General features: G+C 59.1%; 17 protein-coding genes and 1 pseudogene. 10 read left to right on the top strand and 8 right to left on the bottom strand.

Going from position 1 to position 15,097, the window contains the following annotated elements:
* Window positions 1–337: 337 nt before the first annotated feature.
* The gene (locus ACIU1A_RS19045; RefSeq protein ID WP_404924990.1) at window positions 338–952 is read left to right on the top strand and encodes a hypothetical protein; all 615 of its coding nucleotides are present in this window, start codon (window positions 338–340) and stop codon (window positions 950–952) included.
* A 352-nt stretch (window positions 953–1,304) separates the two neighbouring features.
* On the opposite strand, the gene ACIU1A_RS19040 is transcribed toward ACIU1A_RS19045, so the two are convergent.
* Window positions 1,305–2,945 (bottom strand): SIR2 family NAD-dependent protein deacylase, encoded by a 1,641-nt coding sequence (locus tag ACIU1A_RS19040; RefSeq protein WP_404924989.1) that lies wholly within the window; start codon window positions 2,943–2,945, stop codon window positions 1,305–1,307.
* A gap of 432 nt (window positions 2,946–3,377) precedes the next feature.
* Between ACIU1A_RS19040 and ACIU1A_RS19035 the strand changes: the two genes are divergently transcribed.
* The 3 genes from ACIU1A_RS19035 to ACIU1A_RS19025 all read left to right on the top strand — a co-directional run bounded on the left by ACIU1A_RS19035 (window position 3,378) and on the right by ACIU1A_RS19025 (window position 4,900).
* Complete coding sequence (locus ACIU1A_RS19035; RefSeq protein ID WP_404924988.1) at window positions 3,378–3,707, top strand: hypothetical protein; 330 nt, start codon at window positions 3,378–3,380, stop codon at window positions 3,705–3,707.
* 30 nt (window positions 3,708–3,737) lie between these two features.
* Window positions 3,738–4,184, top strand: coding sequence for a hypothetical protein (locus tag ACIU1A_RS19030; protein WP_404924987.1), 447 nt, complete (start codon window positions 3,738–3,740; stop codon window positions 4,182–4,184).
* A 482-nt stretch (window positions 4,185–4,666) separates the two neighbouring features.
* On the top strand, window positions 4,667–4,900 hold the full coding sequence (locus tag ACIU1A_RS19025; RefSeq protein ID WP_404924986.1) for a GcrA family cell cycle regulator: 234 nt from the start codon (window positions 4,667–4,669) through the stop codon (window positions 4,898–4,900).
* Between the two features lie 92 nt (window positions 4,901–4,992).
* On the opposite strand, the gene ACIU1A_RS19020 is transcribed toward ACIU1A_RS19025, so the two are convergent.
* The 3 genes from ACIU1A_RS19020 to ACIU1A_RS19010 form a co-directional block, all read right to left on the bottom strand.
* Window positions 4,993–5,682, bottom strand: coding sequence for an RraA family protein (locus tag ACIU1A_RS19020; protein ID WP_404924985.1), 690 nt, complete (start codon window positions 5,680–5,682; stop codon window positions 4,993–4,995).
* Window positions 5,675–6,811 (bottom strand): alpha-hydroxy acid oxidase, encoded by a 1,137-nt coding sequence (locus ACIU1A_RS19015; RefSeq protein WP_404924984.1) that lies wholly within the window; start codon window positions 6,809–6,811, stop codon window positions 5,675–5,677. Before ACIU1A_RS19015 ends, ACIU1A_RS19020 begins: the two co-directional genes overlap by 8 nt.
* 110 nt (window positions 6,812–6,921) lie before the next feature.
* Window positions 6,922–7,827: an SMP-30/gluconolactonase/LRE family protein gene (locus tag ACIU1A_RS19010; RefSeq protein ID WP_404924983.1), complete on the bottom strand. Its 906-nt coding sequence runs from the start codon at window positions 7,825–7,827 to the stop codon at window positions 6,922–6,924.
* Window positions 7,828–8,172: 345 nt separating this feature from the next.
* Between ACIU1A_RS19010 and ACIU1A_RS19005 the strand changes: the two genes are divergently transcribed.
* Window positions 8,173–8,301 (top strand): hypothetical protein, encoded by a 129-nt coding sequence (locus ACIU1A_RS19005; protein WP_404924982.1) that lies wholly within the window; start codon window positions 8,173–8,175, stop codon window positions 8,299–8,301.
* 253 nt (window positions 8,302–8,554) lie between these two features.
* A complete protein-coding gene (locus ACIU1A_RS19000) occupies window positions 8,555–10,225 on the top strand; it encodes a DUF6538 domain-containing protein (RefSeq protein ID WP_404924981.1) in 1,671 nt (556 codons plus the stop codon).
* A gap of 597 nt (window positions 10,226–10,822) precedes the next feature.
* On the opposite strand, the gene ACIU1A_RS18995 is transcribed toward ACIU1A_RS19000, so the two are convergent.
* The gene (locus ACIU1A_RS18995) at window positions 10,823–11,065 is read right to left on the bottom strand and encodes a helix-turn-helix domain-containing protein (RefSeq protein WP_404924980.1); all 243 of its coding nucleotides are present in this window, start codon (window positions 11,063–11,065) and stop codon (window positions 10,823–10,825) included.
* A gap of 136 nt (window positions 11,066–11,201) precedes the next feature.
* Between ACIU1A_RS18995 and ACIU1A_RS18990 the strand changes: the two genes are divergently transcribed.
* Complete coding sequence (locus ACIU1A_RS18990) at window positions 11,202–11,471, top strand: hypothetical protein (protein WP_404924979.1); 270 nt, start codon at window positions 11,202–11,204, stop codon at window positions 11,469–11,471.
* Between the two features lie 51 nt (window positions 11,472–11,522).
* Here the strand turns inward: ACIU1A_RS18990 and ACIU1A_RS18985 are convergent, their stop codons facing one another.
* On the bottom strand, window positions 11,523–12,320 hold the full coding sequence (locus tag ACIU1A_RS18985; RefSeq protein ID WP_404924978.1) for a hypothetical protein: 798 nt from the start codon (window positions 12,318–12,320) through the stop codon (window positions 11,523–11,525).
* 15 nt (window positions 12,321–12,335) lie between these two features.
* On the opposite strand from ACIU1A_RS18985, the gene ACIU1A_RS18980 reads away from it, so the two are divergent.
* A protein-coding gene (locus ACIU1A_RS18980) for an IS3 family transposase (RefSeq protein ID WP_404924977.1) occupies window positions 12,336–13,525 on the top strand; the annotation gives its coding sequence in 2 pieces (ribosomal slippage) (window positions 12,336–12,594 and window positions 12,594–13,525; 1,191 coding nt in all).
* Here the strand turns inward: ACIU1A_RS18980 and ACIU1A_RS18975 are convergent.
* Complete coding sequence (locus ACIU1A_RS18975; protein WP_404924976.1) at window positions 13,471–13,953, bottom strand: UvrB domain 3-containing protein; 483 nt, start codon at window positions 13,951–13,953, stop codon at window positions 13,471–13,473. The two genes, ACIU1A_RS18980 and ACIU1A_RS18975, sit on opposite strands and share 55 nt — an antisense overlap.
* Before the next feature lie 160 nt (window positions 13,954–14,113).
* Here ACIU1A_RS18975 and ACIU1A_RS18970 point away from each other — a divergent pair.
* Window positions 14,114–14,230: pseudogene (locus tag ACIU1A_RS18970) on the top strand (DUF736 family protein); the annotation flags it as partial.
* Window positions 14,231–14,273: 43 nt separating this feature from the next.
* Here the strand turns inward: ACIU1A_RS18970 and ACIU1A_RS18965 are convergent.
* Window positions 14,274–14,423, bottom strand: a complete 150-nt coding sequence (locus tag ACIU1A_RS18965) for a hypothetical protein (RefSeq protein WP_404927964.1) — start codon at window positions 14,421–14,423, stop codon at window positions 14,274–14,276.
* Between the two features lie 47 nt (window positions 14,424–14,470).
* Here ACIU1A_RS18965 and ACIU1A_RS18960 point away from each other — a divergent pair, with 47 nt between their 5' ends.
* The gene (locus ACIU1A_RS18960; protein WP_404924975.1) at window positions 14,471–14,917 is read left to right on the top strand and encodes a hypothetical protein; all 447 of its coding nucleotides are present in this window, start codon (window positions 14,471–14,473) and stop codon (window positions 14,915–14,917) included.
* Window positions 14,918–15,097: the final 180 nt, after the last annotated feature.

Here is a 15,097-nt window from a genome sequence, read left to right as displayed (position 1 = left end):
GTAGCGCCGAACCGCTTTTTGAAGTGTCCTGAAACAATAGCCGAACCTCTCGATCGTTGCGCGCCGGGTGGGCGAGCATTCGGTCTCAGGTGCTTACGGAAAGATGGTCCGGCGTAACCGTCGATATTGTATTCGAAGTGTCTAAAAACAAGCTTCCCTCAAACGTTGTTGCGATCCATGCTCGACGCCGCCCCTGACGTACAATCGTTCATCAGCCAGCATCTCCACAGCCTGCTCTTTCTCGAGGAGTTTACCTTCGCTCGGACGAAATTCACGCCGCAGGGCGAGGGGCGAAGCTGGCGATGCAGAGGCTGAGCGCCGGTGGTTCGAAAGCAAGGTGCGTGGAAAGGCAACGAAGCAGGTGTGCGAAACGCTGCGCCACCTGCGAAGCTGCCCGGATATCCCTGTCCCCAATGAACGTGGCCGTGTCTTCAATCTGGCGGCCACGGCCTTCAAGGACATCTTGAAAGTCGTTGTCTACCGACCATCCCCGAACCTGCCCGAGGACTGCCGCCGCGTTCGTCGCCATGTCAGCAAGACCGAGGGCTTCATTCATATCATCGATGCGAATGATTACCTCGAATTGTCCCGCTTGCTTCGCGTTCCCGAGGAAGTCGTGCGCTATTTTCGCTATCGCGAATTGGTGCTTACGGAATTTGCGGAGAGTGCCGCGCTCTTCCGAAACAGCCTTCGTAGGCCACTTCATTGGTGTGATCCGGACGCGGCCCCGGGGGCGGCGTCGGAGGATTTTGCGCGTAGGCTTATACAGGACGAACAGGACTGGAATCTGGCGCCGTTCCTGCGCGGGCTGCATGACCATCGTTCGGTACCGGAGCTGAGCGACGATTATCACGACATCTTGCTGGAGTCTGCGAAGCTTCCCGGTGGCATGGCGTGCTGCAAAAGAGCGGATTATGCTTTGTATCGAGAAGGCGCAAAAAGACGAGTTTAGGAGGCCATGCCGGTTCACCTTTCCCGCAACCGATTGCGGCTTTATCTTCGTTCCGGCCGATCCTGAATGGGTCGCACACCCGGACTGGCCCACGATGCGGGTTCGTGGCTTGTGCCAGTTTGTTGAGGCCCACAAAACGACCAACGGCTATCGAAGTGCGTCGGGATTCTTGTGGCCAAGGATGGAGAGCATTTCGATATCCTTTGGTGCCTCGTCGCCCATGCATGGGGAGAGGACCCGGCGTTTCAACGGCTCTCCAAAGCAATTTTCCGTTCCGCGAATTGAAAGGACGCGACCTCTATGGATATCGGGTCGCTGATGATCCGACGAAAGAAACTGCACCAATAGCTGACTACGCAAGCAGAAGTCCTAGACTCCGTTCGACACCTTCGACAACCGCTTTCGCCTCATTGCGCCCGACCGGCAGGGCGGTGTGGACAGCGGTGTTACGCAGTTTCATCCAGTTGGAAACTTCTTCTTCAGTCGCGTTTTCGATATGGCCTGCGCGGATAGCCCGAAAAAAGAGCTGCCTGAGCGACAGTGGCCTATCGACGTTTTCCCATGGCTCTTTGTCCAAGCGTTTTCGAAGCTCTGCCTCCAACAGCGACATAGCCGCGATCACAGCCGCACGATATTCCTTGGCATTGAATAGGCGCCGCGGCTCAAGATTCTGCACATGGCCCATCTCTTGCCCCAGGTGGACGAATGTCTGGCCGAGTATGTGGATGAAGTCGCTGTCTTCAGATAAGATAAGCGGGCGGCTTATGTATAAGACTCCTGGGGGTGAATCCGCGATGTTCCATTCCGTGACAACCGGAATGACTCGCAAAGGCTGGCGATTGGGACGCGTGGAAACCTCTTGCGCACGTCCTAGCGCCAAGCCCAGTTCAAACTGGGTGTTGCGGGTTGTGGCGTCGACGACCATCACGGCAGCGCGGTCGATAAGCGTGTCGATTTTGGCGCTGATGCTTTCACCCAGATTGACCACATCGGCTGGCGTCACCGGAACAAATCCCGCTGCTTCAGCAAGAGGAAAGATGTGTTGCTTATAAAAGGGAAGTACGTCCAGCGGCGTTGCAAACAGGCAAAGCCGCGTCATCGCATCGCGGGGCAACAGGAATTGTTCGAGTGGCTTCTCGTCCGTTGGCTTTAGCGTTGGGCCTGCATGCTCGCGGCGGTATTCGCGGAGCTCGGCAAAGGCTTCTGCAAGAACGTCCCCGTAGCGGTCTCGCGTTCCTGGCAGGTTGACGACCTTGACGCCTCGACGCTCGAACCGGGCAATGTCGCCTGGTCGTGCATTGACTACGACAGCGTACGCCATACGCCGGGTCTTACCCAGGCGGGTTGCGACGACGTGCCAGATTTGCCTGAAATCAGGATCGTCCAGGCTGTAACCCACGAACACGGCCGTTTTCGTGATGAGCAGGTTGGCGAGATAGGTAGCAATCAGTGGGTAGTTAGCCAAAAACCCGTCATAGTCGGCCTCTGTCACCACAAGGCGCTTGGGGTGGCGCAAATCGCCATGGAGTTTGAGCAAAAGTATCCCGGTAGTCCCGATATTGATGGAGAGTTGGTCTTCATCCACTACCGGATGGACCGAACGGTTGTCCTGCCGTTCGAGGTCGTATTGCTTCTCCAGCAGAAAATCGAAATTGGTCGTGCAAACAATATCGAACGGAAGAGTACAAAACTCCTTGTGCGCAGGGCCGGGCCGCACCTTATCAAGGTGAAGCAGCTCGGCGAGCCGTTCGATAAGGCGCGTTCGTCCGAACTCATGTTCGTAGGCGGAGATCGCATCCAGCACCCCAGTCGGCGAATAGTCCGTCAGCTCATCCGCGAAATGTTTGCTGAGATCGCCCCATAGCGGCATTTTTGCAGGCGGTGGCAACACTGCGTTGAGCGACATGCCCGCGCCAATGACGGGCAGCCAGCGTCCGTTAACAAGGTCGTCCAGTAATGGCTTGGGAAAATACGAGAGATACTTTGGAGCCACGGGTGCCTGCAATTAAGTTGGTGCTGAAGAATAGGTCAGTAAAGCGCGGGCAATCGACATTAGGCAAGTACCCATGAAGCATTGGGGCATCCTGTTGCGCAGCACCGGGCTCTATCAGCTACGCCCAAAAGCTGCGCAGGACGAAGCCACTGCGCGTGTTCGCCCTTCGGGTGACGATCTCCTGCCCAACACGGGAGCCGCGTCTCGAAAGCCGTGCAATTTCTCCGCGCCGGCCCTAATCCATCGCACCGAATTGCCAAGACAAACTATCCCAAGGAAGCGCAGAAATGAGGACAGCGCCACCGAGCCGCCAGCCTCGTCGGCTAGCCACGGCCACACGAACCGTCGTAGTCCATGCGCTTGGTGAAGCCCCGTTCCGTCCCAGAACAAGATCTTCAGAGAGCGAGGCATTCTTGCCGCGGAAGAGAACAGATGACGCAAGAACAGCTCATTCTTCAGATGTTCCTGGAGGAGGTGGAGAGCAAGGATCGCAAATACGGGCACTATCACTCCGGGAGCATCTGGGCTCCGGATCGACCTACCGTCCTCTATGTTGACACGGTGCCGATCGGGCTCGCCATCACCGAAATGACCGAAAGAGTGACGGTGCGATACTTCGATGGCGAATACCATCGGGAGGACAGCAGGCTCATCCGATCCGCCAAGCCTTGGCAGCTAACGCATTCCTGGACAAGGGAGCAGGACGTGCCCTGCGGGCGCTTTCGGGTCATTGCCTACTCGCCGAAAAAGGGCATCGACTGATCTGTCATTTGGCAAGCGACCGAGCAGGAAGTGATTGGCGCTCTGATCCCAAAAATCGTGGAAACCTTGAAGGCGGCCAAGGGCACTGTTCAGCGCCTTATGGACGCCGAGGATGTGGCGGCGGCGAAGAGGAAGAAGGAGAGAGAGGAGGAGTGGGAGCGCTATCTGAAACAGGAGGATGCTCGCAAGGTGGCTCAGGCACTAGCCGATAGCCAGCAGCAGCTTGCGGATATTATTGAAAAGTGGGGCAAGGCGATCACGGTAGAGCGTTTTTTCGCGGATGCCGAAAAGCGGTTGAACACTTCGGACGATGAAGATCGCCGCAAGCGCCTGGAGGAGCGCCTGGCTCTCGCGAGAGCAATGATGGCAAGCGTCGATCCGCTGGATTTCATCGAAGGCTGGCGGGCACCGCAGGAGCGGTACCAGGCAAAATTCGACTACCCTCGACAAAGCATGAGTGCGGAAGCTCAAATTTGAACGTTTTGCCATAAACGTGGAGCGCGGCAGGCGGACATTGGCTTGGGAGGAGTGCACAGCGACGTTGGTCTCAATGCTCGATAAGAGGCGCATTGCTGCCATTCACAATGCGGACATTGAAAAGGCCATCGTTGGGTGGAACTCCGTCTTTCGGAGCGGTTTGGGTTTTGGGCAAGAGCAACGGCATCAGGGTCCTGAACGTGCACGGCGGCGCGCGCTCACGAAGCCACTACACCTCCGCCAAGGGACAAACCCCGGCCGAGGCGCCCTACGATGGGACTTTGCCTGTGTTTCCTGAATCTCGCAGGTGTGGCCTTAAGTCGCAAACTATTGGGCTCAGAAGCGGGGCGTCGGACTTCATTGACGGCGCGACAAGCACCATATGCTCATCCAAAGCCCTCCAAACGAGAGAAGCTCGCCCGACGTCGCACTGCGGTCGTCAGCCAGCAATGGCTATGGACTAAAGGAACCTGGAAACCATCATGCCTGAAAATATCAGACTAACGTCAAGAGACGTTCCCCTCATTCAGCTCGGCGTATACCAGTGCCGCTTCCCGGTGAGCGAAGATCCGTCAGTACCTGGCGGCTACCGTTTTTGTGCCGGGCCAACTTCGCCTGATCGCTTCTACTGCGATCACCACCACAGCATCGTGACTGCCGTCGACCCTCGTCGAGCCCGCTCGGGTCCCCATTTGCCCCAACGGCGCGCCGCGTAAATTACGTTTGAGCGCTCCGCACGCTGGCAGTCGCGTCACCTCATCGGGATGATGTTGTCCTCAAATCTTTCTTGCAATTCGGCAACCCCATTTCAATCAACGAAGCGCGTCCTGTCAGACTTGAGGACGACGGTGGCGAACTCGGGCATTTCCAGACCTTGGCGCACCTTGGCATCAAGATCCTGCTCGGCCGCCTTGATGGCGGCGAGCCGCGCCAGCACGGTCCGAGCCTCCAGGCGGGGTACCACGGCGACGCCATCGCGGTCGCCGATCAGTATGTCTCCCGGCGAGGTAGTCACGCCTCCCAGCACCACCGGAAAACCGACTGTGCCTGGACCATTGCGCGCCGGCGAGTTCGCGATGACGCCAGCACAGTAAACCGGCAACCCGACCGCCTCGATCCCGATAACATCGCGCACGAGGCCGTCGGTGACGAAGCCGGCGACCCCCTTATTGCGCGCCATGCCAAGCACGAGATCCCCGGTGACCGCCGCCCCGGCAAAGCTGTCGGTGGCCGCAATGATGACATCGCCACTTACGGCGACATCCAGCGCCCCAAACAGCGCGAGATTGTCGGAAGGGCCGCACTGACAGGTCACGGCGACGCCGACCAGCGTAGCAGCAGCTGGCGATAGCGGCTTGATCGCATGGTGCAAGGCTCCGCGCCCGCCCATGGCGTCGACGACCTGGCTGACGGGCACGCCGGAAAAGGCACTGATGATGTCTGCCGCAGGCCGCTCGAAACGGCGCTTGATGGTGAGCAGCGGCGGGTCTTCAATCATGTGGCAGCCTCGTAGCTTGAACGAACGAAAGACAGTCTGGACCGAGGTCGCTAAGGCTCCGTGCCCCCATCAGCCCCATGACCCGGTCGATCTCCTTGCGATAAAGTTCGAGCACGTGTCGCACCCCATCTTCGCCGGCGACCGCGAGCCCCCATAGCTGTGGCCGGCCGATCAGGCAGCAGGACGCTCCGAGCGCCAACGCCTTGACGACGTCGGAGCCCCTCCTAACGCCGCCGTCAATCAGGACAGGTATGCGGCCATCGACAGCCGCGACCACCGCAGGCAGCGCGTCGAGCGACGCGACGGCACCGTCAAGTTGGCGTCCGCCGTGGTTGGACACGATGACGCCGTCGATACCGCGCGCCACGGCCTCAGTGGCTTCTCCGGGATGCAGGATGCCCTTCAGCAACAACGGTCCGGACCAAACGGTGCGCAGCCAATCGACGTCGGCCCAGGACAGCCCAGGGTCGAGCAGTGCGGCCATGCGGCCCGCCAGCGCGCCAACCGTCGCCGTCTCGCCGGGACGCAGGTAGTTGCCGAAGGTCAGTTTCGGAAGCCGGGTGCGCATGCGCAGCAGCCACGCCGCCTTGGTGGCGGCCGCCAGCGTCCCTGCCACACCGAAGCGCGGCGGGATGGAAAACCCGTTGCGGATGTCGCGTTCCCGGTTGCCGAGCAGCTGATTGTCGACGGTGAGCACCAGCGCGCCGTATCCTGAGGCACTCGCCCGATCCACCATTTCCCGGGTGAAGCCGCGATCGGTGTAGACGAACACCTGCATCCATCGCGGGCTGGTCCCGGTGGCTGCTATGTCCTCCAATGTGCAGGCCGAGCCGTGACTGGCGCAGTAGAAGGTGCCAGCGGCTGCCGCTGCTCGGGCTGCCGCGCACTCGCCGTCGGGCCAGAACAGACCAGCCAGGCCAGTTGGCGCGATACCGAGCGGGATGGCGAGCTTTGCGCCGAAGAGATCAAGGGAGAGATCCCGTGTCGCTGCACCGTTGAGGGGCCGCGGCAGGATAGCAACGTCGTTGAACGCCTGTTCGTTGCGGCGCAGCGTTCGCTCATCCTCGGCGCCGCCGTCGGCGAAGTCGAACACCGGGCGCGGCAACGTCCGCAGTGCGGCGTCGCGCACCGCGGCGATGCTGTACAGGCGCTTCAGCGCCGCCGTCGAAGCAGGTGATTCTGCAACGCCGGCACCGCCGTTGGCCCGAGGGGCTATGTTTGAGATAATCGAGGAACTACTCACGGTTTCTTACCGCCGATGCGACCATAATGCGTCGGTCCTCCGCCCCCCGGAACACGCACACAGCAGAGCGTGCCCTCGAAGGAGGGGTCGCTGCCGGTCGCCAGCACGCCGGCATTTGTCACCCAAAGCATCTCGCCGGAGAAGACGCAGTTGGTCGTTGCCTTGCCGCAGATGAAGAAACCTTCCGCGGTACCGTCGGGCTTCAGCACATGAATACCATTGGCGGCAATATCTGTGACATAAAGGCGGCCATCGGCGCCGACCTTCAGCCCGTCCGGGATCGGATTGGTTCCAGGCAAGCGGCCAAGATCTTCGACGCAACCATCGGGACGCTGCCGCTTGACGTGCCCCGTGTAGGACTCAGCCCAGACGATCGAGCCGTCCGTCTCGATCGCCAGTCCATTCGGGAAGGTCGGCTCGTCGAAGCCGACAGCAAGGTAGGCACTGCCATCGGGGTTGACGGCAAAGATGTAGCTGGGGTCCGGATTGCTGGGGTTGTATGTGCCGGGATCGCTGAAGATAAGCCGGCCATCAGCAGCAAACACGAGATCGTTTGGGCCATTGACCCGAATGCCCGCAACTTCTGTTAGCAGGATTTCCGGCTTTCCGCCTTCGGCAACTCGCTGGATCGATGGCGTTGTCATCTCCGCGGCCCGCCAAGGTCCGGTCGTGCCACCATTCTGACAGACGTAGAGCAGGCCATCCGAACCGAGAACGCATGCATTCGGCGCTCCCGCAACATACGCGAACTGCCAAGCAGTTCCTTCACGATCGATGGCGGTCAGCTGGCTGCGATAGCTTTCGACGATGACAACGCGCCCATCAGAAAGCATCGTTGGACCCTCGGGCCAGCCGAGGCCAGTCGCGACAACCTCGACTGCGAGCTTTTCAACCTCCTTCATGGTGCGATCTCCAGACCGGCAGCCTATCAAGATTTGTCGGGTCTAATCCAGCAGTCTACGCGTTCGTTGAATACATTGTGCGGCGATTGCAGGCATCGACGCATGGCCGCTTTGGGGCGCGAAGTCGACAGGAGCGTCGGCACCAGCGATGTCCGCTTATAGAAGCCGGACGGTGGTGCGGGGATGGCGGACATGAGGCGCAAACCCGCCGCTCGCTCGCTACGGCGCTGTTTACGGCGCGCTCGCGCGCGGCTAGCCACTCTCTACCGCAAGCGGGGTCGAGCAGTTCACGCAGCGCTCGCTCAAGACGATGATGGACGTGCGGCCGCCGAGGCGTTGCGCTCGTTGATCGGCGAGATCGTGCTCACTCCTGGTGACAAGCGCGGCGAGGTGCATGCGGAGCTACGCGGCGAGCTGTTCGGTATCCTCGAATTCGCCAAAGCTGAGCAATACAAAAGTCCGACGATGTTATGACAAAAGGGGTTGCGGGTCCTGATTCGAACCTGCGCACCAGACGTCACCCATCGGCCGCGGAACCATACGGAACGATGCGGGAAGATTTCTGATTTTGGCCCACGAATAAGCTAATGGAACCAATGACTTGGGCACGTCCTCCGGGCCCACCATCGTCCTCTAAACCCCTTGTTAATACTACAAACTGCTGTTTCCAAAGCGCTTTCCGCCCTGTATGGTTCCAACATCGGCTCCAACATTTGGGTGGTTTTGGGTGGCAAAAGTCGCTGGTCTGATAAGAAAGAAGAGTGCCTATTTTTACGTGCGCAGGATACCCGAAGAGGTCCGTTCGCTGCTTGGCGGCAAGCAACAGGTAACCCGGAGCCTCAACACCACGGACTATCGTGTAGCTTCCGATAGGGCGCGGAGGATGGCAGCGGAAACGGACAAGGTTTTCGCGGATGCGCGTCTGGGAAAAGCGCCAAGCGCGGTGGCAAGCCGTGGCGTCACGCGCGAACAGCTTTTCGATGCTGCCCGGCTGCACCTATACAATCTTGAGCGCCGGACAACGGATTGGGGAGACACCAGCCCGGAAGCCGCGAAGGAAATCATCCAAGCGGATTTGGCGAACATTGGTTCGCCGCACGAAGAGGTCTGGGCAAGCGCTGTCCAGCCGGCGACTGCAAAGGTGATCAAAGAGCTTGGCTTAGAACTTGATCGCGGTGACCGCCTTTGGTTCGAGTTCGCGTCCCTCATCCGCCGAGCGGAGCAAGAGCACCTAGAACGGGAGCTAAGCCGCATCAACGGGACGATAGGAGCCACGGCGACGGACGCGCTATTCTTCAACACATTCGCGCACAATCCCCCACCGAAATTGTCCCTGCCATCCGGGCTGTCGCTCAGCCAAGTTATCACCCGATTTGAGAACGACCCGACGCGAGGCCACCTTACTGAAAGCGCGGGCAAGAAATACATTCTGCCGTTCGCTGTCCTTCGTGAGGTCGTTGGCGAAGACAAGCCAATTGGCGAGATTGCCCGCGCGGATTGTGCAGCCTGCCATGAACTTCTAGCCTCGCTGCCCCGCAACTATAACAAGCTGATTGAATTTCGGGGGAAAGGGCTTAGGGAACTGGCCGAACTGGCGAAATCGAGTGGGGCCACGCTCCTCTCGCAAGGCACGGTGCAGGTCTACGCTCATCATCTGTCGGCGTTTTTCAACTACGCCGTTCAGAAGGGCATCATCGATCACAATCCGGCCTTCCGCTTGATGGCCGGACAGCCCAAAGAGGGATCGTCCCGGCTGACCTTCAACGACGATGAACTGAAAGGCTTACTAGCGGAGTTGCCCGGTTGGGCCGGCAATCGACGTGGTGGGAGGTTCTGGGCACCATTGGTCGGACTGTTTTCTGGAATGCGGCTTGGCGAGGTCTTGTGGCTGCACACTGACGAATTCCAAACGGTTGACGGCATTGACGCTATCGTCCTGCGTCGGACGGATGACCGCAGCCTGAAAACCCGTGGCGCGGCTCGTGTCGTTCCTATTCATGCCGAGCTAAAACGGCTCGGGTTCATGAAGTTCGTTGAGGATCGAAAGCGGGCTGGCGGAAGGCTGTTCATCGATCTGCCGGGAGACGATCAACAGCATTGCGTCGATATGTTTCAGAAGCGGTTCAGCTACATGCTGAAACAGAAAATAGGGGTGCGGGCGGGCGTTTCCTTTCATTCCCTTCGGCACAACTTCCGCGATGGGCTGCGCAACGCGGGAAGTCCTACCGATGTGACTCGGGCGCTGGGAGGCTGGGGCCGTGGCGGCAGCATCGAAGAGCGCTATGGGCAAGGCGCGCGTCCTGCGGTTCTCAGCCAATGGATGGACAAGGTGACGTATCCCGGCCTTGATCTCAGCCATTTACACATGGCGAAGGCAGATCAGCCGGAAGCAGCCTGAAACTTTGCAACTGGGTGCAAATCCTGTGAACCTCACTGAGCCGACTGATCTTCCAGATTGGAAGTGGCCCCGGATGCCAGTCTACAACGGCTTCACTCACGAGGAGCGAGTTCTCGGCTGGCAACTCATACACCGCTTCATCAAGGATGGCTGGTTGCCAAACCCCGAGCGATGTTCGATCTCGGGTGCTACGGCAGCCCTCCAAATGCACTGCGAGGACTATTACTCCCCATGGGCGCCGTATCCAATCAATCGATCAATCCACATGGCCCTGCATCGCCGGTTCCGGCAACCCGATCCTTGGAACCGGATCGTAGAAAGGTACGCGGTGACCGGTGCGGAGTGGTTTTGTGCCCTCGCCATGCAGCCAATTGACTTGGCCGCAACGCTGCGCGCCCGGCACGGGGCTCATATCGCAGACGTTTTCCGGAGAGCCCCTTTCCCTCCGAACAATATTGCCGCTGTCCAGCGGGGTTAGCACGGCCCGCCACGGCCCTATCGCCAAGCGTAGGTCGGTAGGCAAATAGTTCGTGCCTGCTAAAAGTCACAAGGCTCGAGGAAACTCTCCTCGTAACGGTTGCCTTCTCGATGGATGTATCAATCCGGGGTGTCTTGGAGATCGCGCACCAACGCGATCACATCCAAGTCGATGATCTTCGCGATTGCCAAAAGCTCAACGAGATCGACGCGGCGGTCACCGCTTTCAATGTTTGCAATGAACGGCTGATGCCGGCCGAGCACCTTTGCCACCTCGGCCTGCGACATCCCTTTTGCTCGCCGCTGTCTGGCCAGCGCCGCTGCAATCATCTTCTGGCGCTGGGAATAAACCGACTTCCGCATTGAATGGTTGACCAGTGATCAACCGGGCGGTAATCCGATATTCGGATTATCCAAAAATCGGATATTTGGCTGATCTTAGCGGCCGGGCTGCAACAGCAATTCTGGAGCAGAGTAATTCAAATAGGGGGGACGTCAAATGAGCCGCTGGCTGGTCAGCACACTGTCAATGATCAACGGGTTTATGGCGCTCGCCATTTTCTCCCTTGGTGGGCTGCTTGGGGGCATACTTCTGGGTCAGCCCGGATTGATCCTCGGCTTTATCGGCGGCTTTCTTGCCGCTGCGATACTGTGCGGTGGATTGGCGGCACTCTGCCTGATCGAGAAGCATCTGCGGGTGCTCGCCGATGATCTAAGGAAGCGCCAGAAGGCCATTGCTCCGACCCGAACAGAGCCATCAATCAGATAATCCTCGTGAGGAGCCAGTTCGCAGTTGGCAACTGGCTAGCGGGCCTTTAGCTCACGGCGACACACCCTCCCGAGCTTCCCGCAAAGCCCGGCTGAACAGATGGTCGAAAATCCGATCACGATCCTCGGCGTTCGTCATGATGATGTTTTGCAGGCTGCTGTCGCGCTGATACTGCTTGATGGTCTCTTCAAGCAGACGACGGACGAATGTCGGTCGTGAAACATCCGGCGGATTATTCCGCAACACCGCTGCCATGTCTTCATCGAGAGCTTTCCGCTTTACCTGCTCTAGCCGGATAAAGTCTTCCTCTGTAAATTGCGTTCCGTGGCGCTCGTTGAACGATTTGACGATTTCAGAAAGTGCCTTGGCTTCATCCTCGGTGTATGGCTTCGCTCCAAATTCACTGATCGCCATCAATGGCTTAGTATCGCCAGCATTCAAGGAAGCTGACCCGGTTTCCTTCTGCTGCACCCTAAATGCCCGGAGCCTCAGCATTTCTTCGGTGATGTCGACTTCGGGTGGCTGCTCACGGTTGGGAAGCATTCGGTCGAGCCAATCCACGTAGGCGAATAGTTTTTCGAGACTGGTATCTCCAAGCCGAACAATCTGTGCAACGAAGCTATAGAACCGCTTGTAACTTCGAAGCAGTTGTCGAAATTCCTCTTGTCGCCCTTCGTCATCCTCAGCTTCGAACCGCCCAACCGCGTTGCGAACAAGCGCTTCGAGCGTTACCCGATCCTGAGAGGAGAGCACCCCCTTGAAAAAGGTGGTGGCAAAACGGTCGATTTCGTCGTCATCGATGACGTTGCCCCTTTGGCTTAATCCGGTTTGAAGTTCGCTCTGGCCCAACGCGAGGACCAGAGAATGAAGCGCAGCCGTTTCAGTGAAGAGCAGATCATCGGGATTTTGAAGGAGCATGAGGCCGGAGTTTCGGTGGCCGATCTGTGCCGCAAGCACGGGGTCAGCGACGCCAGCATCTACAAATGGAAGGCGAAGTATAGCGGCATGGACGTGTCGGAAGCGAAGCGGCTGAAGACGCTGGAGGATGAGAACGCTCGTCTGAAGCGGCTCCTGGCGGACGCCATGCTCGACAATGCCGCTTTGAAAGATCTTCTCGGAAAAAAATGGTGACGCCCGCTGCCGAGCGAGAGGCTGTCGCGCATCTTCGAACGGCATTCGAGATGAGCGAGCGGCGGGCGTGCAAGACCATCGGCTGCTGTCGGATGACGGTTCGCCACAAGGCGAGCCGTGGCGACGATGGTGACCTGCGGGAGCGGATGAAGGCGATCGCGCATGAGCGCCGGCGCTTCGGCTATCGCCGCCTGCACGTGCTGCTGCGGCGGGAAGGTTATGTGGTCAATCACAAGCGTCTGTTCCGGCTCTATCGCGAGGAGAGGCTTGCCGTTCGGCGCCGTGGCGGCCGCAAGCGAGCCATTGGAACGCGGGCACCGATGATGGTCCCCGTTGCACCCAACGACCGTTGGTCACTGGACTTCGTGTCGGATCAGCTGACCGATGGCCGTCGCTTCCGGATATTGACCGTCGTCGACGACTGCACGCGCGAGTGCCTGGGGTTGGTCGCGGATACGTCTCTGTCCGGCGTGAGGGTTGCCCGCGAACTCGATCGGCTCGTGATCGAACGCGGCAAGCCGAAGATGGTGGTCAGTGACAATGGCAGCGAACTGACCAGCAATGCGATCCTTGCCTGGGCCGATGCAAGCCGCGTGGACTGGCATTATATCGCGCCGGGCAAGCCAATGCAGAACGGCTTCATCGAGAGCTTCAACGGTCGCCTCCGTGACGAACTGCTGAACGAGACGCTGTTCACCTCATTGGCACAGGCTCGCGCGGTCTTGGCCAGTTGGCGGACAGATTACAACTTCAATCGCCCACATTCGCGGCTCGGATGGCAGACCCCCTTCGAGTTCGCCCACACCTTCACCCCGCGACGGGACACAGCGCTGCGCACCGTGATCAGCTCCGCGCCTGTGCCCGTCGCTCAAACCGCCCAACAGGGCAACATAGATCGCCGGAGCGAACTCAGGATTGGATAAAACTTGGGGGCAACGTCATCGACAAAACCGAATTGTCGGATACGGGCCTCTAGCTGATAAATTTGGTTCTTGTCGGACACCGCCTCGATGCTCGAAACTTCATAGAAGGGGCGGAAAGCCTCCTTGATGTCATCCATCGTATTCTGAAAGTCGAGGATGAACGTGCGCTCCTTGCCGTGATATGTTCGGTTAAGCCGGGACAGGGTTTGCACAGCCTGCAATCCGGCGAGTTTCTTGTCGATATACATTCCGCAGAGCTTCGGCTGATCGAAGCCCGTTTGGTACTTCTCCGCAACGATCAGAACCTGGTACTCAGGCGTGTCGAAACGGCGCGGCAATTCCGTCTCACTGAAGGTGTTCAACTCGGCTTCGGTATATGTGTTGCCATCAATGTGGAGTTCGCCAGAGAACGCGACGAGCGCTTTCAAGTCGCGATAACCCTTGTCCTCGATATACGCCTTCAGTCACCAGGAGCCCGAAAGGTTGTGCTTGGCTTACTCGTGGACGGGAGCAGTGTTCGGCTCAGCCGCGAAACAAGAGCACGGGTGTCGGATCACGTGCGCGGTATTGAGAAGTTTGGGCTAGCCGCTCAAGCTCGACGATCCGAGCTTCACCGCCCCGATCTATGCCAACCTTTTCGCCGACGAGGAAGGCGAGGGCCACAGCCTCATCTGGTCCCGCCCCAGCCGCCGCAACGGCGAATGAATGAAGATCCTCTCGCTTGGCAATCGCGCCGGGCGAGAGTTCTCTAGGTCTGATCAGACCGTCGCGCAAATCGCAGGCCCGCACCGCCGCCATTTTCCGCAAGGAATTCTATCCCCGCTGCCTCAAATGCACGGCGGATCGCAGCAAGATTGTTTCGGTGCGGAATACGAATACTCCTCTCGAAGTCTACTATCGTAGTCCTGGAAACAGCGGCTGCCTCGGCTAGGTCGCCCTGACTCCATGCCTGTCGGCGAAGTGATTGGGCGCGGGGAGAGGGTTGGCGCCGACCGACACTGGCCTGATTTCCTCAAGGAAGAGCAGGATGACGCTGAAAAGGCTGACGCCTTGCTGGCTGAGATTGTGGCGACGCCAGCGCAGTCCTTGGCGGGCGTGGTCGCCAGGCTCGCGGTCATCCTTCGGGAGGCGACTGACAACACCGACCTTTGCGAATTTCCGCTGCCGCACATCCGCTCGGCCTTGGCCGATCTGCGGCGCCTCACGCATGAAACGATAAGCGACGAGCCTACCGGCTGGCCCGCAGGCGATCAGTCTATCGGCGTGCTGTTCGAGCAGCCTGCATCATCTTTCGCCGCCTGGCGCGCCTTCAGCGCTTGGAGCCAGGGCGATGATGATGCGTATCGCGCCTGGACCGACACTTTCAAGACACTGCAAGGCGCGAGCCAGTAGGCACCGCAAGTCTAGGCGCACCGATCGCGCAAATGGGGATTGCGACGTAAATCGGCGCGTCTATCCCGCACGTGAATGTGCTCGCAAGCCACTATGTCTACGAAGCGGCCAGATGCGCCGGTATCGGCCGCAGTTCTGATCAGTTTTCCGCGCCGTCGCTACTCCTTTGTTCTTGTTGCT

This window comes from Mesorhizobium maamorense (assembly GCF_044998965.1).
Classification (GTDB): Bacteria; Pseudomonadota; Alphaproteobacteria; order Rhizobiales; family Rhizobiaceae; genus Mesorhizobium.
Note: the sequence above shows the minus strand (reverse complement) of the source record. Positions and strands in the feature narration are given on the sequence as shown.